Origin of the sequence: Castellaniella sp., assembly GCF_034007085.1 — a bacterium.
Classification (GTDB): domain Bacteria; phylum Pseudomonadota; class Gammaproteobacteria; order Burkholderiales; family Burkholderiaceae_B; genus Castellaniella.
Genome location: NZ_JAVERO010000034.1, coordinates 1 through 18,589 on the forward strand (window position 1 = coordinate 1; position 18,589 = coordinate 18,589).

An 18,589-nucleotide genomic window follows, 5' to 3' on the forward strand; every position below is an offset into this window, starting at 1 on the left:
ACCGCAGCAGACCACCCGAATCCACAGGTGGGCGCGCCCGTCACCAACGCACGAAGAACAGGACCCAAGCCCAGGAGAATGGCAGCAGCCCCCCCGCCACCAGCGCAACAGCCCCCAGTCTGCGCAGCGGCTGGAGCGTGCGCAGGCCGGCCAGCCGCCATTCAAAGCGCAGACTCCAGGCAAGCGCGAGTGCGAGCAAGGTGAAACGCACGGCATTCGCCCAACCCGTAGGCACGCCCTCGTGTTGCAGCAGGGTCAGCGTGGTGGCCGACAGCCCCAGGAACACCCCCACGCCCGCCGCCGGAATCAGGCCCTGGGCGAGCTTGTGTACGCCTGCCAGGCGGCTGCGCAACAGTTGCCCGCCCGCATCCCGCACCCCTGGCGCCTCTACTGTGGGCAGCAGGCGGTCCGCCAGCCACAGGCCACAGAACACAGCACCGCCCACGACGACGGCCGCGCCGCCAATGAACAGCAGGATGACGGCGCCATCCAGCCAGCTGAAGCTGTCATTGACATCCGGATAATGGGTCAGGATGAACCAGGGGGCATTATCCGCCAACGGCCAGTAGATGTCCCGCGCCACCAGCCAGGCTGCGGCGGACTGCTTGATCGACACGAACCAGGGGCTGGCGCTCCACAGGAAAGCGCCCACCGCCAGCCCCATCAGGCCGAAAACGATCAACGCCGTCTGCCAGCCGCTGCCCGCCGCCACGCGGACGATCTCGGTCTCGGGCGAGCGGGGGGTCAGGGCGATGGCGCCCCGGTAGTCGCTGCAACGCCCGCACATATGGCATTCGGCTGCACCCTGCATATTGCGCAGGGGCAGCAGGGGCGCACAGTTGATGGATTCGGTCCGCCGCACGGGGGCGCGCCAGGCGGCGGCATCCACCCGGTAATGCCAGGGAGCGAGCCTGGCCAGCAGATTGAACACTCCGTTGACCGGACACAGGTACCTGCACCAGACGCGCTTGTCCCGCCCGTAGAGCCAGCCGACGACCATGGCCGCCACGGATGAGCCGCCCAGCACGGCGGCAACCGCCCAAGGATACTGGTAGACACTGACCAGTTGGCCATAGATCGTGGTCAGGCTGAAGGCCACGAAAGGCCAGCCGCCCCAGCGCATCCAGCGCGGGATGGACCGGCCGCGCCCATGCCGACTGGCCCATTCGGTCAGCGTGCCCTCGGGACAGAACAGGCCACACCAGGCGCGTCCGAACAGGGGGATGGACACCAGCACGAACGGCCACCAGATGCCCCAGAAAACGAACTGGGCCAGAATGGTGAGGTTGTTGAAAATGGATGCGGTACGGCCCGGCAGCGGCATGGCCGCCGGAATCGCCAGCAAGGCGATGTAGACGGCAACGATGCACCACTGCATCCGCCGGATCGCGGGTTGATGATCGCGCAGAAAATCCCCTGTGTGCGCGGCAGCGGTACGAAACGATTGCGACAACATCATGCCACTATGCCATGGTTGCCTTGGCGCGGTTGGTCGAGACCGGCACCGTCCCGTCCGAAGCGCGGCGCAGCAACCACGCCACGATGCCCCAGTAGGCCAGCCAGATCAGCAGCTGGGACAAGGCGGGATAGGCGCGATAACCGGCAAAATCGGCCAGGATCTTGCCCAATCCGTCTTCGGTCCCCAGCAGCCCGGCACTATCCCACACCGGGTCCATCAGGGTCGGCAGCACACCCAGGGAAATCAAGCGGTCCGTGGCCGACACCAGCAAGGCACCGGCGAGCAACAGCAGCAGGATTTCCGTCAGCCTGAAAAAGCGCCGCCAGGTGATGATCCGTCCACCCAGTTGCAACAGCCAGAAAGTCAGCAGCGCTGCGGCGAAACCACCCAGACCAGCCAGCGCCAAAACACCGATACCGCCCGACGCCTGCGAAGACAGGACGGAACCATACAGAAAGACCACGGTCTCGCTGCCTTCACGCGCCACGGCAATCATGACCAGCGCGAGCAACCCCCACCAATGGCGGCTGCCGATCTGCTCGGATGCGCCGGATTCCAATTCCCGTTTCAGGCCCCGCCCATGGACACGCATCCAGACGACCATCTGGACCACCAGCCCGCAGGCCGCCAGCGCCATCAGGGCCTGGAACCATTCCTGCCCCTCGTCGGACAGCCAGGCGGACACCCCCAGCAGCACCAGAGCCAGCGCACCGGCCAGCAGCAAGCCGGCGCCCACACCGCCCCACAGCCAGGGCAGCCCGCGCCGGCCTTCGGGCGAAGCGTGCAGCCAGGAATACAGAATTCCGACGACCAGCAGGGCCTCGACACTTTCCCGCCAGACGATGAATGCAACTTGTTCCATGATGCGATGCTAAGGTCAGGGTTTGGGCAGCACCACCAGGGTGCCTTTCACCTGGGGATGAAAATCATCGAAAAAAGGATACTCGCCTGGCCGCGACAGGGACAGCACCACGAACGAGGTGACCCCAGGCCCCAGGACTTTTTCCTTGCGCAACGGCAGGCTTTCGAATTCGACCGCTTCGGTGCTTTCGTTGACAAGAATGATCTTGAAACGGCCTGCCGGCACTTCCAGGCGGGCCGGCTCGAAGGTGCCGTCGGCCTTGAAGGTCAGTGTGTAGACCGGCAGGTCGGCGGCGCCGGCCGCCGCCATCGGTGCCAAGCCACCCGCCCAGGCCAGGGCCACCAGCGCAATCCAGATGCGCATGCGCGTCATGAAGTTCTCCCGGCGATCAATAGCCGCCCTTTTTGCCGGTGCCAGCGTACACGAACTCGTACTTGACTTCGAAAGTCTCGAACCACGGGGCCACACCGGTTTCCTTGTCCACATGGCGGCCAAAGTGATTGTTGTGCGCCGTTTCGGGTGAGCCGATGATGAAGGTCAGATGATATTTTCCCGGGCCTTCGAGCTTGACGTTGTCACCATAGTGCGGGCCGTCATTGGCCACCATGGGCATCAGGTCGCCCTTCATGACCTTGTCGCTGCCCTGCTTCTGCAGCACGTACTGGATATTCAGGTACGGCGCCCAGGCCCCTTCGGGCAGACCATTCTTGTTGTCGGCTGTGGCGTGGATGTCGGCTTCCAGGTGAATGTCGGATTCCTTGGCGGCGCGCATCATGCCCTCTGGTTCCATTTCGACCGGCTGCAGGTAGACTGCCGCAACTTCCAGCCCGTTGATCTCGCTGGGTTCGCCGATAGGATATTCAGCAGCCAGGGCAGAAGAAGCCAGGCCGATGCCAGCCAGCGCAATGCACAATTTGCTCACCATGTGACGCTCTCCGTGTCAGTCAGTTTATTGTAAGGATAATGATTCTCGTTACCTGAGTAATATAGCACCAAACACGGATGGACCGGAGCCAGGCCAGAAACGGCAAAGCGCCGGCCCGAGGGCCGGCGCTTTGCATGCGCGATCATTTTTTCTTGTGTCCCTTTTCGGGGGGGGATCCGGGGAAAGGGAAGGCCGAAAACATGGAACGCGTCTGGTCCTGCATCTGATCCTGCATCTGGACGAACAGGCTGCGGCTTTGTTCGATGTAGTTGTTCATCATGTTCTGCAGGGCCGGGGTCTGCAGGCTCATCAGCTGGGCCCAGGCCTCGGGGCCGAAGTGCTGCTGATACAGGCCCTGGGACTGCTCGGCCATGCGGTCCTGGATATCCATCAGTATCTGGATGTTCTTTTCCAGGAACGTGCCCATCACGCCTTGCATGGCATGGCCATAGAACCGGATGATCTGCGCCAGCGACTCGGCCGAGAACATGGGCACGCCACCGGATTCTTCTTCGAGGATGATCTGCAGCAGAATGCTGCGGGTCAGGTCATCGCCAGTCTTGGCATCGACGACCTTGAAGACCTCGTTGCCCAGGACGAGCTGCTTGATGTCGGCCAGCGTGATGTAGGCGCTGGACTGGGTATCGTAGAGGCGGCGATTGGGATATTTCTTGATCAGCCGCTCTGCCTTGGGTGCAGTGGTGTTCCGAGTCATGATCAGCCCATGTGCAGGCCACCGTTCAGCGAAAAATCCGCCCCGGTGGCAAAGCCTGAATCATCGGATGCCAGCCAGGCGATGATGGAGCCGATTTCCTCTGGCGTGCCCAGTCTTTTGACCGGGATGGTGGCAACGATCTTTTCCAGCACGTCGGGGCGGATGGCGCGCACCATGTCGGTCCCGATGTAGCCCGGCGAAACCGTGTTCACGGTGACGCCCTTGCTGGCGACTTCCTGGGCCAGGGCCATGGTGAAGCCATGAATGCCGGCCTTGGCCGTGGAATAGTTGGTCTGGCCGAACTGGCCCTTCTGGCCATTGACCGAACTGATGTTGATGATCCGCCCCCACTGGCGATCCACCATGTCGTCGATGACCTGCTTGGTCACGTTGAACAGGCTGTTGAGATTGGTGTCGATGACGGCGCGCCAGTCTTCCTGGCTCATCTTGCGAAACACGCCGTCCCGGGTGATCCCCGCATTGTTCACCAGAACGTCGACCGGACCGAACTGTTCCTTGACCTTGACGAAGGCCTCGACCGTGGAATCCCAGTCGGACACATTACCGACCGAGGCGTTGAACTTGTAGCCCAGGGCGGCCTGCTCGTCCAGCCACTTGGTGTAATCCCGGCTCGGACCGCAACCAGCCACCACCGTGAAGCCTTCCTTTGCGAGGCGCTGGCAGATCGATGTGCCGATACCGCCCATGCCCCCTGTCACATAAGCCAGTTTGCCGCTCATGGTGTTCTCCTTTTCAGACTGCTTTGACTTTGACATAGCGCCCAGGGGCGGGTTCTATGACAGGATACTTGCGATTGCCCAGGCCGCGCCGGATCGCTTTCCAATCCCCGGAATGCTGGGCCAGCCAATCGAGCCAATCGGGCCACCAGCTGCCCTTGGCATGCTCCGCCTGGTCCAGCCACACGTGCGGGTCGCTTGGCAAAGCGGCATCCTGGCCACAGGCCCAATAACCTCGGCGACCGCGTGCCGGAGGGTTGACGACCCCGGCGATATGGCCGGATTCGCCCAGCACGAACCGCAGCGGCCCGCGCAGCAAGCGCGTCGAGGCATAGGCCGAAGTCCAGGGCACGATGTGATCTTCCCGCGAGGCGTACAGATAGGCCGGCATGTCCAGGGCCTGCAGGTCGGCGGCTGTGCCGCACATGCGCAACTGCCCGGTCTTCAGACGGTTTTCCAGGTAGGTGTTGCGGAAATACCAAGTGAAGAACGGTCCCGGCAGGTTGGTGCCATCGGCGTTCCAGGCCAGCAGATCGAAAGGACGCGGCGATTCGCCCATCAGGTAGTTGGAGCCAACGTAATTCCATACCAGTTCTGCGGGCCGCAGGAACGAAAACGTGGTGGCCAGTTCGCCTGCCGTCATCAGGCCGCCTGCGCCCAGCTGTCGTTCGCGCACGCGCGCATGCTGTTCGTCGACAAAAACGTCGAGGATACCGGTTTCACGGAAATCAAGAAAGGTGGTCAGCAAGGTCAAGGCGGCCACCGGGTCTTCGCCCCGAGCGCGCGCCACGGCCAGCGCACTGGCCAGCAGCGTGCCCCCTACGCAAAAGCCCAGGGCATTGATCTGTGGCTGGCGCGTCACATCGCGTGCGACCTGGATGGCCCGCAGCACGCCTTCTTCGAGGTAGTCATCCCAGGTCTTGCGCTGGATGCCATCCGTGTCCCCCGGAAGCGGATTGCGCCAGGACACCATGAAGACCTCGAAGCCGGCCTGCACGGCATGCAGCACCAATGAATTGGCCGGTTGCAGGTCCAGGATGTAGTACTTGTTGATGCAGGGCGGCACCATCAGCAAAGGGCGACGGCGGACTTTTGGTGTCTGCGGCTGGTACTGGATGAGCTGCATCAGGGCATTTTCATAGACCACCGCCCCAGGCGTCAGGGCCAGATTTTCGCCTGGCGTGAAGGCGGACTCATCGGTCTGCGTGATACGGCCCCGCGCCAGATCGCGCATCAGGTTCACCAACCCGCGCTGCAGGGAATCGCCCTCGCTGTCGGCGGCTGCCTGCAAGGCGTCAGGATTGGAGACAAGAAAGTTGCATGGTGCTGCGGCCTCGACCCATTGCATGACCGTGAATTTCAGGCGTTCACGCGCTGCAGCCTCGAGATCGGCGGCCTGTGCCAGTCTTTGCAAGGTGTCGGCCACGATGAGATAGGCATGCGCCGAGAGCAGCGCCCGGGGGTCGCCCGCCCAGGCATCCGACGAAAACCGTCGGTCGGCGGGCGGGGCCAGCAGCCCTTGGCGGAATCGGTCCAGCAACGATTGCCAGGCCTGGATGAAATCTGACTGAATGGCCGCCAGCTGGACGGGAGAGACCCAGGACGGTGCCTGCACTTGTGAAGAATTCCGATCAGTCATTCCACCATCCCTTGTACTACCAAGCCCTCGAAACAACCCGAAGCCTTTTGTCTGACTATTCTGTCATTGTGGCAAATCTCGTCAATTCGGGTAAGTCGCTAGCTCAAATCAAGCGCCTCCTGCGCCTTGCGAAACATCCGAACTCGTCAGATATGCCAGCGTGGCCTGGCGGCCGGACCCCGGGTCACGCCGATGGGAAAAATACCGGTCTGCCCGCGTCCATGTGCATTCCCCGCTGGATTCCACCTGTTTCACACCGGCACGCGACAGCCGGGCGCGCGCCAGGCCAGCCAAATCGGCCAGCCAGCGATCACCGCCCTGGCGTTCCAGGACAAAACACTCTGCCAATTCAGGGTCCCGATCCAGAAAAGCCATGCGCACGTCCGGCCCGACCTGGAAGGCCCCAGACCCGATACCCGGGCCGATCCAGGCACGCCAGCCGTTGGCGGCCGGCGCCCGGCGGCGCATGAGATCGAGGGTATTTTCCAGTACCCCAGCTGCCAATCCACGCCAGCCCGCATGGGCCACGCCCAGCACAGTACCCGCGCCGTCGGCCAGAACGACCGGCAGACAGTCAGCGGTCAGGATGGCCAACGGACGATCTGGCAAGGTGGTCACGGCGGCGTCCGCGCAAGGCGCTGACAGCGTATCCACATCCCCATCGAATACGGCCGTGCCATGCACCTGATCAAGCCAGAGGGGTTCCCCCGGCAGGGCACGCTGCACACGTCGGCGATTTTCGCGCACGGCTTCTGGATCGTCCCCCACATGCGCGCCCAGGTTCAGGCTGTCGCGTGGCGCCCGGCTGATGCCACCAGTACGCCAGGTCGAAAAATACCGCACCCCCGGCCAGGGGGCCCCTGTCACGCCCCGCAGTTCCGGGGCCAGTTCAAGTACGGTCGTCACCATGGCTTTCCCAGAGAATGCCGTCGAGCACCCGGCGAAAATCATCTGGCGGCTCGGCCGTGAAGGCGCATGGCCGCCCGCTGACGGGATCGTCGAAACCCAGGGCGCGCGCATGCAGCATCTGGCGTGCCGCGCCGGCTTGCTGGCGCCCCCCGTACAAGGTGTCCCCCAGCAGGGGGTGTCGCAAACGGGCCATATGCACGCGGATCTGATGCGTACGCCCCGTTTCCAGGCGGCACAGCACCCGAGACAGGAGTACGTCACCGCAGCGCCCCACCCCCAGGGATTCGTAATGGGTGATCGCGGGCTTGGGCGCCACCGGCCGGTCCGAACTCATGCGCACCGGCACCCGGCTGTCGCGGCCAATCGGCGCGTCCACCGTGCCCTTCCCCGACAGTGCGCCGTGCACTAATGCGCAGTATTCGCGCTTGACCGTGCGGGCCTGCAACTGGCGCACCAGTTGCGTCTGGGCGGTTTCCGTGCGGGCCACGACCAGCAGCCCGGACGTATCCTTGTCCAACCGATGGACGATGCCGGCCCGGGCCACACGGGCCAGTTCAGGGTAACGGTACAACAGGCCATTGAGCAGCGTGCCATGCCAGTTGCCTGCGCCTGGATGCGTCACCAGTCCGGCGGGCTTGTCCACCACGATCCAATCGGGTGCATCGGCCACGACACGAAAGGCCACGTCTTCGGGAACGAAAGCCAGATCCTCGGGCGCCTGCTGCGGCCAGACCCGGATGAGCGCGCCGGGCCCCACCCGGGTACGTGCCTTGCCCACGACCCCATCGACCTCGACATGGCCCCCTTCGATCCAGGTCTGCAAACGGCTGCGGGAATGCTGCGGCATCAGGCCTGCGAGGACCTTGTCCAGCCGGTCCGGCAAGTGGTCCAGCGGCAGGCGAAAGGCCTCGGGCGCATCGGGGTCAGCGTCCTCGGTAGCGATATCCGTGTACGGCATGGCGACAAATCATATAATCTGCCGACAATGCTAACACCTTGACCAAGGACGCCCCGTGGCCGCGCATGCCCCTGTTTTCCTGAAAGCCCTGTCAACTCCTGTCCGGCTGATCCTGGCTGGCCTGTGCATGATCCTGGCAGCGGGCTGCAGCTCGACCAAGACCAACGTCGACCCGACCGCCGGCTGGAGCGCAGAACGCCTCTACAGCCAGGCCCGTTCCGACATCAGTTCGGGCAACTGGTCTGACGCCCGCAAAAATCTCGAAGCCCTGGAAGCCCGCTATCCCTTTGGCATCTATGCGCAGCAGTCCCTGATCGACCAGGCCTACGTCAACTGGAAAGACGAAGAACCCGAACAGGCCAAGGCGGCGATCGACCGCTTCATGCAGCAGTACCCGAACCATCCCGGCACGGACTACATGCTGTACCTGAAAGGCATGATCACCTTCACGCCGCCCAGCGCCATCCTGTCCAACTTCACGCGCCAGAATCCCAGCGAACGAGACCCCAAGGGCCTGCGCGAATCCTACGAAGCCTTCAACGAACTGATCAAGCGCTACCCCGACAGCCGCTACACGCCCGATGCCCGCAAGCGCGCCGCCTGGCTGGTCAACACCATCGCCGAAAACGAAGTCCACATCGCCCAGTACTACTACGAACGCGGGGCCTACGTCGCGGCGGCCAACCGCGCCCAGACCGTGGTCACCGACTTCGAAGGCGTGCCCATCGCGGAAAAGGCCCTCTACCTGATGATGCTCAGCTACGACAAGCTGAATCTGCCTGAACTGCGCGACGACGCCAAGCGCGTGCTGGACCAGAACTTCCCGGACAGCAAATACTACAAACAGGGCCTCGACGAGCCGGTCAATCTCTGGAATCCGATCAACTGGTTCTAGATTCTGTGGCCAGGGGCAGCCAACCAGCGGCGGACTCAGGCGGATTTGCCAGAAAATCCAATGCCACCCCCGCATCCCGGGTCCGGGCAAAGGGTGGCAAGCCCTGCCACAGCAGCCGCCCATAGGGCTTGTCCACCAGGCGCCCATCGCCCACCACCAGTACTCCCCAATCGGTCTCGGACCGGATCAGCCGCCCTGCCCCCTGCTTGAGCAGCAGGGCCGCCTGCGGCAGCTGATATTCCATGAACGGATTGCCGCCTTCGGCCCGGCAGACGTTCAGGCGCGCTTCCAGGACCGGGTCGTCGGGCGGCGCGAACGGTAGCTTGTCGATCGCCACCAAGGTCAGCGCATCCCCCGGCACATCGATGCCTTCCCAAAAACTGGTGCTGCCCACCAGCACGGCATTGCCCGCAGCGCGGAACCGTTCCAGCAGCACGCCGCGCGAGGCTTCCCCCTGGCGCATCACCGGCCGGTCCGAAGCCAACATGCCGCGCAACAACGCATCGGCCACCCGATCGACCGCGCGCAGGGTGGTGCACAGCACCAGCACCCCGCCCGCGCACGCATCCACCAGCGGCAGCAAGGCCCGCGCAAACGCGTCCGTGAAGCCGGGATCGCTTGGCCACGGCAGACCCTGCGGCACATACAGCAACCCTTGCGCTGGATAGTCAAAAGGCGAAGCCCAGATGCGGGTCTCGGCATCGCCCAGCCCCAGTTGGCGCTGAAAATGCTGAAAATCCCCGCGCACCGACAACGTCGCCGAGGCCAGCACCCAGGACTGGCCCGGCCGCCGGAATCCCGAAAAAATACGCGCCACCGACAAGGGCGCCCGCTGCAGCCGTACCGAATGCGCACTGTGCTCGACCCAGCGAACAGCGGCCTGGTGATCTGCCTCACCGCCTGCCTGCGGTCCGGATCCGTCAGGCGCAACACCGTCTGCGGGGACTGCGCCCTGCCCAACCGCATCACCGCCGCGAACCGGATGCGCCCATTGCCATAGCCTGGCCCGCAGGTCACGCGCCGTCCGGGCCGCAGCCGCCAGGTCCGGGTGGCGTTCTTCCTGGGTACCCAGGGATTCCGCCAACCCATCCAGGGCCTGCATCAGGCGGTCCAGGGACTGATCGAAGGCGTCGGCTTCCGGAATCTGTTCAAAGGTCGCCCGGCCACCTGGCAACCGCCCCACAGGCGCGCTGGCCAGACGCAGGCCGCGCGCAGCCGCATCCAGGGCCTGGCACAGATCGCTCCAGCGAACGGTCTCGCGGGCATGGGCCAGGCCCGCCGCCTCGGCCTGGCGAGCGCAGTCCAGGATCTGATGCAGCGACAGGCTCTGCCCCAGGAAACGGGTGGCCGTATCGGGCAACTGATGCGCCTCGTCAAAGACCACCAGCTGCGTTTCCGGCAACAGGTCGGTGATGCCTTCTTCACGCAGCGCCAGATCGGCCATGAACAAGGCGTGGTTGACCACCACCACATCGGCATCCTGGGCATGGCGCCGCGCCTTGAGCACAAAGCAGTCGCGCACATGGGGGCAATCCTGGCCCAGGCAATTTTCCCGGGTCGAAGTCACCCGGCTCCAGATATCGGCGGTTTCGGGCACTGCAGGCAAGTCCGCGCGATCACCGCAGTCGCTTTCCCTGGCAAAACGGCGGATGGCGCGCAGCTGGTCGATCTCGTCGCGTGATTTCAGGCCGCGCTCGTCCTGCTCCAGGCGTTCCAGATGGTAATGACAGACATAGTTGCCGCGCCCCTTGAGCAACGCGACATCCGCCGGCAAGGCCAGGGCGGCGCGCAAGCGCGGAATGTCGCGGCGAAACAGCTGGTCCTGAAGCGTCCGGGTGCCGGTGGACACCAGCACCTTGCTGCCCGACAGAAAGGCCGGCACCAGATAGGCCCAGGTCTTGCCCGTGCCTGTGCCCGCCTCGGCAATCAGCACGCCACCGCCATCCAGCGTGGTACGGATGACCTGCGCGAGTTCCAACTGGGCCGCACGCGGGACATAGCCTGGCAACTGACGGGCCAACGGGCCGTCGGGGCCAAAGATCTCGGCAAGCTCATCGTTCAACATGATGCGGGAAGCGGCGGGAATGCGGGTCAACCCCTGGATGATACGCCAGGCGTTCCAGGGCGGCGGATCAGGTATGGCAAAATGCGCCGCTTGTACCCGTATCATGCTTCATGACCATGACTCTTCCCGATTCCCAGACCCATCTCGTCGACCCGGCCCGCGTTCTGCGGCTGCTGACGGCGGAACTCGATGCCCGCCCCGCCCAGGTTGCAGCGGCAGTGGACCTGCTGGATTCAGGCGCCACCGTGCCCTTCATCGCCCGCTACCGCAAGGAAGCCACCGGCGGGCTGGATGATACCGTGCTGCGCCAGCTGGAAGTGCGCCTGCTCTACATCCGCGAACTGGAAAGCCGCCGCGTGGCGATCCTGGATTCGATCGCCGGACAGGGCAAGCTGGACGACGCGCTGCGTGCGCAGATCCTTGACGCCGACAGCAAACAGCGCCTGGAAGACCTGTACGCCCCCTACAAGCCAAAACGGCGCACACGCGCCCAGATCGCCCGGGAGGCAGGCCTGGAGCCCCTGGCCGACACCCTGCTGGCCGACCCATCGGCCGACCCCGAAACCCTGGCGGCCACCTACCTGAATGCGGAAGCCGGCTTCGAGGAACCACGTGCCGCACTGAACGGCGCACGCGACATCCTGGCGGAACGCTTCGCGGAAGACGCCACGCTGCTGGACACATTGCGCACCGAACTCTGGCACACGGGCCAGATCACGGCTCAGGTCGTGGCCGGCAAGGAAACCGAAGGCGCCAATTTCCGCGACTGGTTCGACTTCAGCGAAACCCTGCGGACCCTGCCCTCGCACCGCATCCTGGCACTGCTGCGCGGCCGCCAGCAAGGCATCCTCGACCTGCGTCTGGGTCTGGATCCCGAGCGCGAGGCCCAGACCCCGCACCCCTTCGTGGCACGCACGGCTGACATCCTGGGCATCGACGCCCGTTTCGATGCCCATGCCACACCCCGCCAGCACTGGCTGGCCGAAGTCTGCCGCTGGACCTGGCGGGTCAAGCTGCTGACCAGCTTCGAAACCGAGCTGATCGGGCGGCTGCGGGAAACGGCCGAAGCCGAAGCCATCCGCGTGTTCGCCGCCAACCTGAAGGACCTGCTGCTGGCGGCACCCGCCGGCCCGAAGGCCGTGCTGGGACTGGATCCCGGCATCCGCACGGGCGTCAAGGCTGCGGCCATCGACGCCACCGGCAAGCTGCTGGAAACCGCCACCATTTACCCTTTCGAGCCACGCCGCGACGTGGAAGGCAGCTTGCGCACCCTGGCCACCCTGGTCGCACGCCACGGCATCCGCCTGATCGCCATTGGCAACGGCACCGCCTCGCGTGAAACCGAGCGGCTGGCCGCCACGCTGCGCGAGCGCCACCCAGAACTGTCCTTCGAGCATGTGGTCGTGTCCGAGGCCGGCGCCTCGGTCTATTCGGCCTCTGAACTGGCCGCCCAGGAATTCCCCGAACTGGACGTCAGCCTGCGCGGCGCCGTCTCCATCGCCCGTCGCTTGCAGGATCCACTGGCTGAATTGGTCAAGATCGAACCCAAGGCCATCGGCGTGGGACAGTACCAGCACGACGTCAACCAGCGCGAGCTGGCCCGTTCCCTGGACGCCGTGGTCGAAGACTGTGTGAATGCCGTCGGCGTGGACGTGAACACGGCTTCGGCGCCGCTGCTGACGCGCGTGTCCGGACTGAACCAGTCCCTGGCGCGCAATATCGTCCAGTGGCGCGAGGCCAACGGCGCGTTCCGTAACCGCAAGGCCCTGCTCGATGTCCCTCGCTTCGGCGCCAAGGCCTTTGAACAGGCTGCCGGATTTCTGCGCGTCCCCGAGTCCGACAACCCCCTGGACGCCTCGGCCGTGCACCCCGAAGCCTACCCCGTGGTCGAGCGCATCCTGCAAAAAATCGGCCAACCCGCTGCGGCAGTGATGGGCCACGCCGATTCCCTCAAAGGCCTGTCCCCAGCGGATTTCACCGACGAGCGGTTCGGCCTGCCGACGGTACGCGACATCTTTGCCGAACTGGAAAAACCGGGTCGCGATCCCCGCCCGGAATTCAAGACGGCGAAATTCAACGAAGACATCCAGGACATCAAGGATCTGGCGCCCGGCATGGTCCTCGAAGGCGTGGTCAGCAACGTCGCCAATTTCGGCGCATTCGTGGACATCGGCGTGCATCAGGACGGCCTGGTGCACGTGTCCGCCCTGGCCGATCGCTTCGTCAAGGACCCGCGCGACGTGGTCCGAGTCGGCCAGACGGTACAGGTGCGGGTGCTGGAAGTGGACGTGGCGCGCAAGCGCATTGCCCTGAGCATGCGCAAGGACGATCCGGAACCTCGCGCGGCGGCAGGCGGCACGGGCCGGTCGGGCAAGCGTGCCGGACAGCATGGCGAACGGCCCGGCCGATCCGCTGCGCCCCAGGGTGCGATGGCCGAGGCCTTCGCACGCTTGCGCAGGAACTGACCCGCCCCAACCGCCCTCAGGGCGAATCGGGCGGCAGCAGTTCCATCAACAAACGACGATGGGTCGCCCGCAACCTGGGGGTCACCTGACGCGCATACGCATCATCCTGCAGTATCCTCAGCACCGCCGCGAGCAGAATGGGCGCATGGATCAGCTGCACCATATCGGTCAGCGCGCTGTCGCGCAGGACGCCGTCCTGAACCGCGCGCTGGACCATGGCCTGCTGACTCTGGATCAGCCGCACATGGTCGGCACGCCAGTCCCGGATGACCTCCGGGAATCTTGACCCTTCGGCAATCAGCAAGTGCAGGGTGCGGATGAAACGATCATCTTCCAACCGCGCGTAGGCGCCCTCCAGAAAGCCATCCACCAGGGCCGCCAAGGCAGTGCCCGACGGTCGCGTATTCGCCAGAGGCTGCTGATCGTCAAACAACAGGTTGGGCAGCAGCATGCGCTGCATCAGCGCCTTGAATACGGCGCTCTTGCTGCTGAAATGCGCATACAGCCCCCCTTTGGACAGTCCGGCCCGGGCAGCAATGTCTTCCATCCGCGCCGCGCCGAATCCCCGTTCCGAAAATTCATGCAATGCTGCATCCAGGATCTGGTCGCGGCGCTCATGGGCTGGTAATCGCCGGTTCCGGGGTGCACGGCGTGCAGTGCCGGGATCCTGAGCGACCGCATGCAAAATCGAGGGCGGCTTTTTCGGCATGGCAATTATTACTTCAAGTAGAAAATTTTCACGTGCATTTGATCTGCATCATGAACGCAATGTCAATTATCGACTAAAAAGTCGTTAAGAGGAACTGTCATGCCATCACCGCCCAACAGCCCCCCCATGGATACTCAAGCTGCCGCCCGGATCACCGACCAATATTTTCATGCCAGCCAGGCGCGTGCATTCGGGGCGCTCTCGCCCGCATCGCTCAGTCTGGCATGGCTGGACTGGGCCATGCACCTGGCAGCCTCGCCTGGCAAGCGGACCGAACTGCTGCGCCTGGCCGCCAGGCACCAGCTCGATCTGGCACATTATCTGTACGACTGCCTGAAAGCATCCGGGGACCCATCCCGCGTCTGCGTCACGCCCCCCGAAACCGACCGCCGCTTCAAGGACCCCGCCTGGTGCCGCTGGCCCTACAACCTGTGGCACCAGGGGTTCCTGCTGACCCAATCCTGGTGGGAAGAAGCCACGACCGGCCTGCACGGCACCGATCCGCACCATGTGCAGCAGATTTCGTTCTGGGCGCGGCAGTGGCTGGACATGATGTCGCCCGGCAACCAGCTCTGGACGAACCCTGTCGCGCTTGAACGTACGCTCAAGGAACGCGGGATGAATCTGCTGCGCGGCGGCGGCTACCTGCTGGAAGACATCGTCCGCCACCAGGCCGGTCTGCCGATCGCCGGGGCGGACAAATTCCGCGTCGGGCACGATGTGGCCGCCACACCGGGCAAGGTCATCCTGCGCAACCGGCTGATCGAACTCATCCAATATGCCCCCACGACTGCGGCCGTGCGCCCAGAGCCGATCCTGCTGGTGCCAGCCTGGATCATGAAGTACTACATTCTGGACCTGTCGCCGCACAACTCGCTGGTCCGCTTCCTGCTTGACCAGGGCTACACCGTCTACTGCATATCCTGGAAAAACCCCACCGACCAGGACGCCGAACTGGACATGGACGACTATCTGCGTCATGGATTCTTCGCCGCCCTGGACGCCATCGGACGCGTTCAACCAGAATGCCGTATCCATGCCACCGGCTACTGCCTGGGCGGCACGTTGCTGTCGATCGCAGCGGCAGCCATGGCGCGTGACGGCGACACGCGACTCGCCAGCGCCAGCCTGTTCACCGCCCAGGTCGACTTCAGCGAACCGGGGGAAATCGGCCTGTTCATCGATGAGGCCCAGGTCCACCTGCTCGAAGCCCAGATGGAACGACAGGGCTATTTCAGCGCCGAGCAGATGGCGGGTGCATTCCAGATGCTGCGGTCCTACGACCTGCTCTGGTCGCGTATCATCCACGAATACCTGTTGGGCGAGCGACGCCCCATCAACGACCTGATGGCCTGGAACGCCGACACCACCCGCATGCCGGCCCGCATGCATTCGCAGTACCTGCGGCGCCTGTACCTGAACAACGACCTGAGCGCCGGGCGCTACCCCGTGGGCGGACGCCCCGTATCGATCGGCGACATCCGCCTGCCGATCTTTGCCGTAGGCACCATCACCGACCACGTCGCCCCCTGGCGCTCTGTCTACAAGCTGCATCAATTCTTCCCCGGTGAACTGAGTTTCGTGTTGACCAGCGGCGGCCACAACGCCGGCATCGTCAGCGAACCCGGTCACCCTCGGCGCCAATACCGCATCCGCACCCGCCAGCCCGGCGATCCCTTCCTGCCCCCTGACACATGGATGGAATCCACCCCCATCCACGAGGGGTCCTGGTGGACCGCCTGGTCTGAATGGCTGGCGGAACGCTCGGGCGCGCCCGTTGCCCCGCCGTCCCTGGGCGCCCCCGGCCTCCGGCCCCTGGGCGACGCCCCTGGACGCTACGTGCTGGAAACCTGACCCACCAACCCTGCCCCATGCCAAGCCACATGACTCCGATTTTCCGCGCCCTGGGCGCAGCCGGCCTGTCGCTGGCCTTGACGGCCTGCGTCAACCTGGCGCCCCGGACCGAAACCCCGCCCTTGCCGGTGGCCAACGCCTGGCCGGCCGACACCGATGCCTCAACCACCCAGGCGCTGACCGACCTGGATTGGTCGCGCTATTTCCAGGACGCAGAAATGCGCCGGCTGATCGGCCTGGCGCTGGAACACAACCGCAATCTGCGGCTGGCCGTGCTGCGCGTGCGCGAGGCCGAGGCCGCCTACCGGATCCAGCGTTCGGAACAGCTGCCCTCGATCGGTGTCCAGGGCCAGGGCGTCCGCACCCGCGACATCGCCGCACCGCTGCCGGACCAGACCGTGGTGCAGTCCAAATATCAGGCCGCCGTCGGCCTGACAAACTGGGAACTCGACTTTTGGGGCAGGGTCCGCAACCTGAAGGACGCCGCCCTGGATGAATGGCTGGCGACTGACGCCGCCCGCCAAAGCGTGCAGATCGCCCTGATTCGCCAGGTGGCCGATGCCGTGCTGTCGTTGCGCGAACTGGACCAGCGGGCCATCCTGGCCCGGGACGCCGTCACCAATCGCCAGCAATCGCTGGACATCTTCGAACAGCGACGCAGAATCGGCTCGTCCTCGGAACTGGAACTCACCCAGGTCCGCACCCTGCTGATCCAGGCCCAGGCAATCAGCGCCCAGGTCGAACAGCAGCGCGCGGCGGCCCGGCACGCGTTGGCCTTGCTGGTCGGCACCGACCCGGACGTGCCGCCCACCAGCGCCATCACACTGGATGCGACCCCGTTGGCCACTCTGCAGCCCGGCCTGCCCGCCGATGTGCTGCTGGCCCGCCCCGACATCCGCGCCGCCGAATACCAGCTGCGCGCAGCCCACGCCCGGATCGGGGCCGCACGGGCCGCGTTCCTGCCGCGCATCGCCTTGACCTCATCCCTGGGAACCGCCAGCACCGAACTGGACGGCCTGTTCGAAAGCGGCAGCCGTGCCTGGCTGTTCACCCCGGTCATCGAAATCCCGATCTTCACGGCTGGCCGGTTGCGGGCCAATCTGGACGTCGCGGAAGTCCGCCGCGACATGGCGGTAGCCACCTACGAAAGGGACATCCAGACGGCATTCCGGGAAGTCTCGGACGCCCTGTCCTCGCGCCAGTGGCTGGCTTCACAAATGGAAATCCAGGCTCGCATGGCGCAAACCCAGGCCGAGCGCGCGGCCCTGGCGCAACTGCGCTATGACAGCGGCGCCGCACCCTACCTGGAAGTGCTCGACGCCCAGCGCGACCTGCTGACTGCCCAGCAGCAGCTGGTACAGATCCGCAGCGCCTGGCTATCCAGCCAAGTGGCCCTGTTCGCCGCCTTGGGCGGCGGCATGGACCCCGTCCCCACCGACCCCTGAACCGCCACCCCAAGACGGCATTGCTGACCGACTCCCGAATCCACCATGAATCTGACTGAAAAAATCAAGAAACGACTGCCCCTGATCCTGATCATCGCCGTCGCGGCAGGTGCCTATGGCGTCTGGCGCAGCACCCAGGATCGTGGGCCTGGCCCTGGTTTCGCGCAGGGCAATGGCCGCATCGAAGCCACTGAAATCGACATTGCCACCAAATTGCCGGGCCGGGTCGATCAGATCCTGGTCGACGAAGGCGACTTCGTCAAGGCGGGCCAGGTCCTGGCCGTCATGAACCTGGATTCCCTGCAGGCCCAGCTTGACGAAGCCAGCGCCAGGCAGCGCCAGGCCGATCATGCCGTTGCGGCCGCCCGGGCACAGGTCACGCTGCGAGAAAGCGACGTCGCCGCCCAACAAGCGGTCGTCAAACAGCGGGAAAGCGATCTGTTCGCCGCCCGCCAGCGCCTGAACCGATCACAGTCTCTCGCACGGCGCGGTGCCGCATCCCAGCAGGAACTGGACGACGACCAGGCCCGGCTGCACAGCGCCGAAGCCGGTCTGGCCGCCGCCAAGGCCCAGGTCATCTCCGCGCAAGCGGGTGTCTCGGCGGCCAAGGCCGATCTGGTCGGCGCGGAATCCGCCGTGGCGGCAGCTGCTGCAACCGTGGCCCGCATCGAATCCGACCTGAAAGACAGCAGCCTGAAGGCCCCGCGCGACGGCCGCATCCAACTGCGCGTGGCCCAGCCCGGCGAAGTCCTGGGCGCCGGTGGCCGGATCCTGAACATGCTGGATCTGGCTGATGTCTCCATGACTTTTTTCATGCCCGAGGCCGCCGCCGGACGCCTGGCGATGGGCAGCGAGGTCCGCATCATTCTGGACGCCGCGCCCGCATACGTGATACCGGCCGAGGTGTCCTTCGTGGCCAGCCAGGCGCAATTCACCCCGAAAACGGTGGAGA

General features: G+C 64.9%; 16 protein-coding genes. 5 read left to right on the forward strand and 11 right to left on the reverse strand.

Translation table 11 applies throughout. The features are described 5' to 3' along the window. Nucleotides 1-40 precede the first annotated feature (40 nt). From RBR29_RS05030 to RBR29_RS05070, 9 genes are all read right to left on the reverse strand, one after another. Nucleotides 41-1,456, reverse strand: coding sequence for a 4Fe-4S binding protein (locus RBR29_RS05030; protein WP_320347885.1), 1,416 nt, complete (start codon nt 1,454-1,456; stop codon nt 41-43). Between the two features lie 7 nt (nt 1,457-1,463). Next, entirely contained in the window at nt 1,464-2,321 is an 858-nt protein-coding gene (locus RBR29_RS05035; protein ID WP_320347873.1) for an FTR1 family protein, read from the reverse strand. Between the two features lie 15 nt (nt 2,322-2,336). Further along, nucleotides 2,337-2,684: a cupredoxin domain-containing protein gene (locus RBR29_RS05040; RefSeq protein WP_320347886.1), complete on the reverse strand. Its 348-nt coding sequence runs from the start codon at nt 2,682-2,684 to the stop codon at nt 2,337-2,339. 25 nt (nt 2,685-2,709) lie between these two features. Beyond that, nucleotides 2,710-3,246: an iron transporter gene (locus RBR29_RS05045; RefSeq protein WP_320347874.1), complete on the reverse strand. Its 537-nt coding sequence runs from the start codon at nt 3,244-3,246 to the stop codon at nt 2,710-2,712. Nucleotides 3,247-3,388: 142 nt separating this feature from the next. Continuing rightward, the gene (gene phaR / locus RBR29_RS05050; protein ID WP_320347875.1) at nt 3,389-3,961 is read right to left on the reverse strand and encodes a polyhydroxyalkanoate synthesis repressor PhaR; all 573 of its coding nucleotides are present in this window, start codon (nt 3,959-3,961) and stop codon (nt 3,389-3,391) included. A 2-nt stretch (nt 3,962-3,963) separates the two neighbouring features. Beyond that, nucleotides 3,964-4,701: a 3-ketoacyl-ACP reductase gene (locus RBR29_RS05055; protein WP_320347876.1), complete on the reverse strand. Its 738-nt coding sequence runs from the start codon at nt 4,699-4,701 to the stop codon at nt 3,964-3,966. 13 nt (nt 4,702-4,714) lie between these two features. After that, entirely contained in the window at nt 4,715-6,337 is a 1,623-nt protein-coding gene (phaC, locus tag RBR29_RS05060; protein WP_320347877.1) for a class I poly(R)-hydroxyalkanoic acid synthase, read from the reverse strand. Nucleotides 6,338-6,445: 108 nt separating this feature from the next. Continuing rightward, on the reverse strand, nt 6,446-7,246 hold the full coding sequence (gene pgeF, locus RBR29_RS05065; RefSeq protein WP_320347878.1) for a peptidoglycan editing factor PgeF: 801 nt from the start codon (nt 7,244-7,246) through the stop codon (nt 6,446-6,448). Then, on the reverse strand, nt 7,227-8,204 hold the full coding sequence (locus RBR29_RS05070) for an RluA family pseudouridine synthase (RefSeq protein WP_320347879.1): 978 nt from the start codon (nt 8,202-8,204) through the stop codon (nt 7,227-7,229). Before RBR29_RS05070 ends, pgeF begins: the two co-directional genes overlap by 20 nt. Before the next feature lie 88 nt (nt 8,205-8,292). Here RBR29_RS05070 and RBR29_RS05075 point away from each other — a divergent pair, with 88 nt between their 5' ends. Continuing rightward, nucleotides 8,293-9,099, forward strand: a complete 807-nt coding sequence (locus RBR29_RS05075) for an outer membrane protein assembly factor BamD (RefSeq protein WP_320347887.1) — start codon at nt 8,293-8,295, stop codon at nt 9,097-9,099. Here the strand turns inward: RBR29_RS05075 and RBR29_RS05080 are convergent. Next, nucleotides 9,086-11,164 (reverse strand): ATP-dependent DNA helicase, encoded by a 2,079-nt coding sequence (locus tag RBR29_RS05080; RefSeq protein ID WP_320347888.1) that lies wholly within the window; start codon nt 11,162-11,164, stop codon nt 9,086-9,088. The two genes, RBR29_RS05075 and RBR29_RS05080, sit on opposite strands and share 14 nt — an antisense overlap. A gap of 116 nt (nt 11,165-11,280) precedes the next feature. On the opposite strand from RBR29_RS05080, the gene RBR29_RS05085 reads away from it, so the two are divergent. Next, the gene (locus RBR29_RS05085) at nt 11,281-13,629 is read left to right on the forward strand and encodes a Tex family protein (RefSeq protein ID WP_320347880.1); all 2,349 of its coding nucleotides are present in this window, start codon (nt 11,281-11,283) and stop codon (nt 13,627-13,629) included. Between the two features lie 16 nt (nt 13,630-13,645). On the opposite strand, the gene RBR29_RS05090 is transcribed toward RBR29_RS05085, so the two are convergent. Next, complete coding sequence (locus RBR29_RS05090; RefSeq protein WP_320347881.1) at nt 13,646-14,338, reverse strand: helix-turn-helix domain-containing protein; 693 nt, start codon at nt 14,336-14,338, stop codon at nt 13,646-13,648. Nucleotides 14,339-14,464: 126 nt separating this feature from the next. On the opposite strand from RBR29_RS05090, the gene RBR29_RS05095 reads away from it, so the two are divergent. The 3 genes from RBR29_RS05095 to RBR29_RS05105 form a co-directional block, all read left to right on the forward strand. After that, nucleotides 14,465-16,192: an alpha/beta fold hydrolase gene (locus tag RBR29_RS05095; RefSeq protein ID WP_320347882.1), complete on the forward strand. Its 1,728-nt coding sequence runs from the start codon at nt 14,465-14,467 to the stop codon at nt 16,190-16,192. Between the two features lie 29 nt (nt 16,193-16,221). Continuing rightward, nucleotides 16,222-17,637 carry an efflux transporter outer membrane subunit gene (locus RBR29_RS05100; protein ID WP_320347883.1) on the forward strand — a complete coding sequence of 472 codons (1,416 nt, stop codon included), beginning with the start codon at nt 16,222-16,224 and terminating at the stop codon, nt 17,635-17,637. Nucleotides 17,638-17,682: 45 nt separating this feature from the next. Continuing rightward, nucleotides 17,683-18,589 (forward strand): HlyD family efflux transporter periplasmic adaptor subunit (locus tag RBR29_RS05105; protein WP_320347884.1); only part of this gene is annotated, 907 nt, incomplete at its 3' end.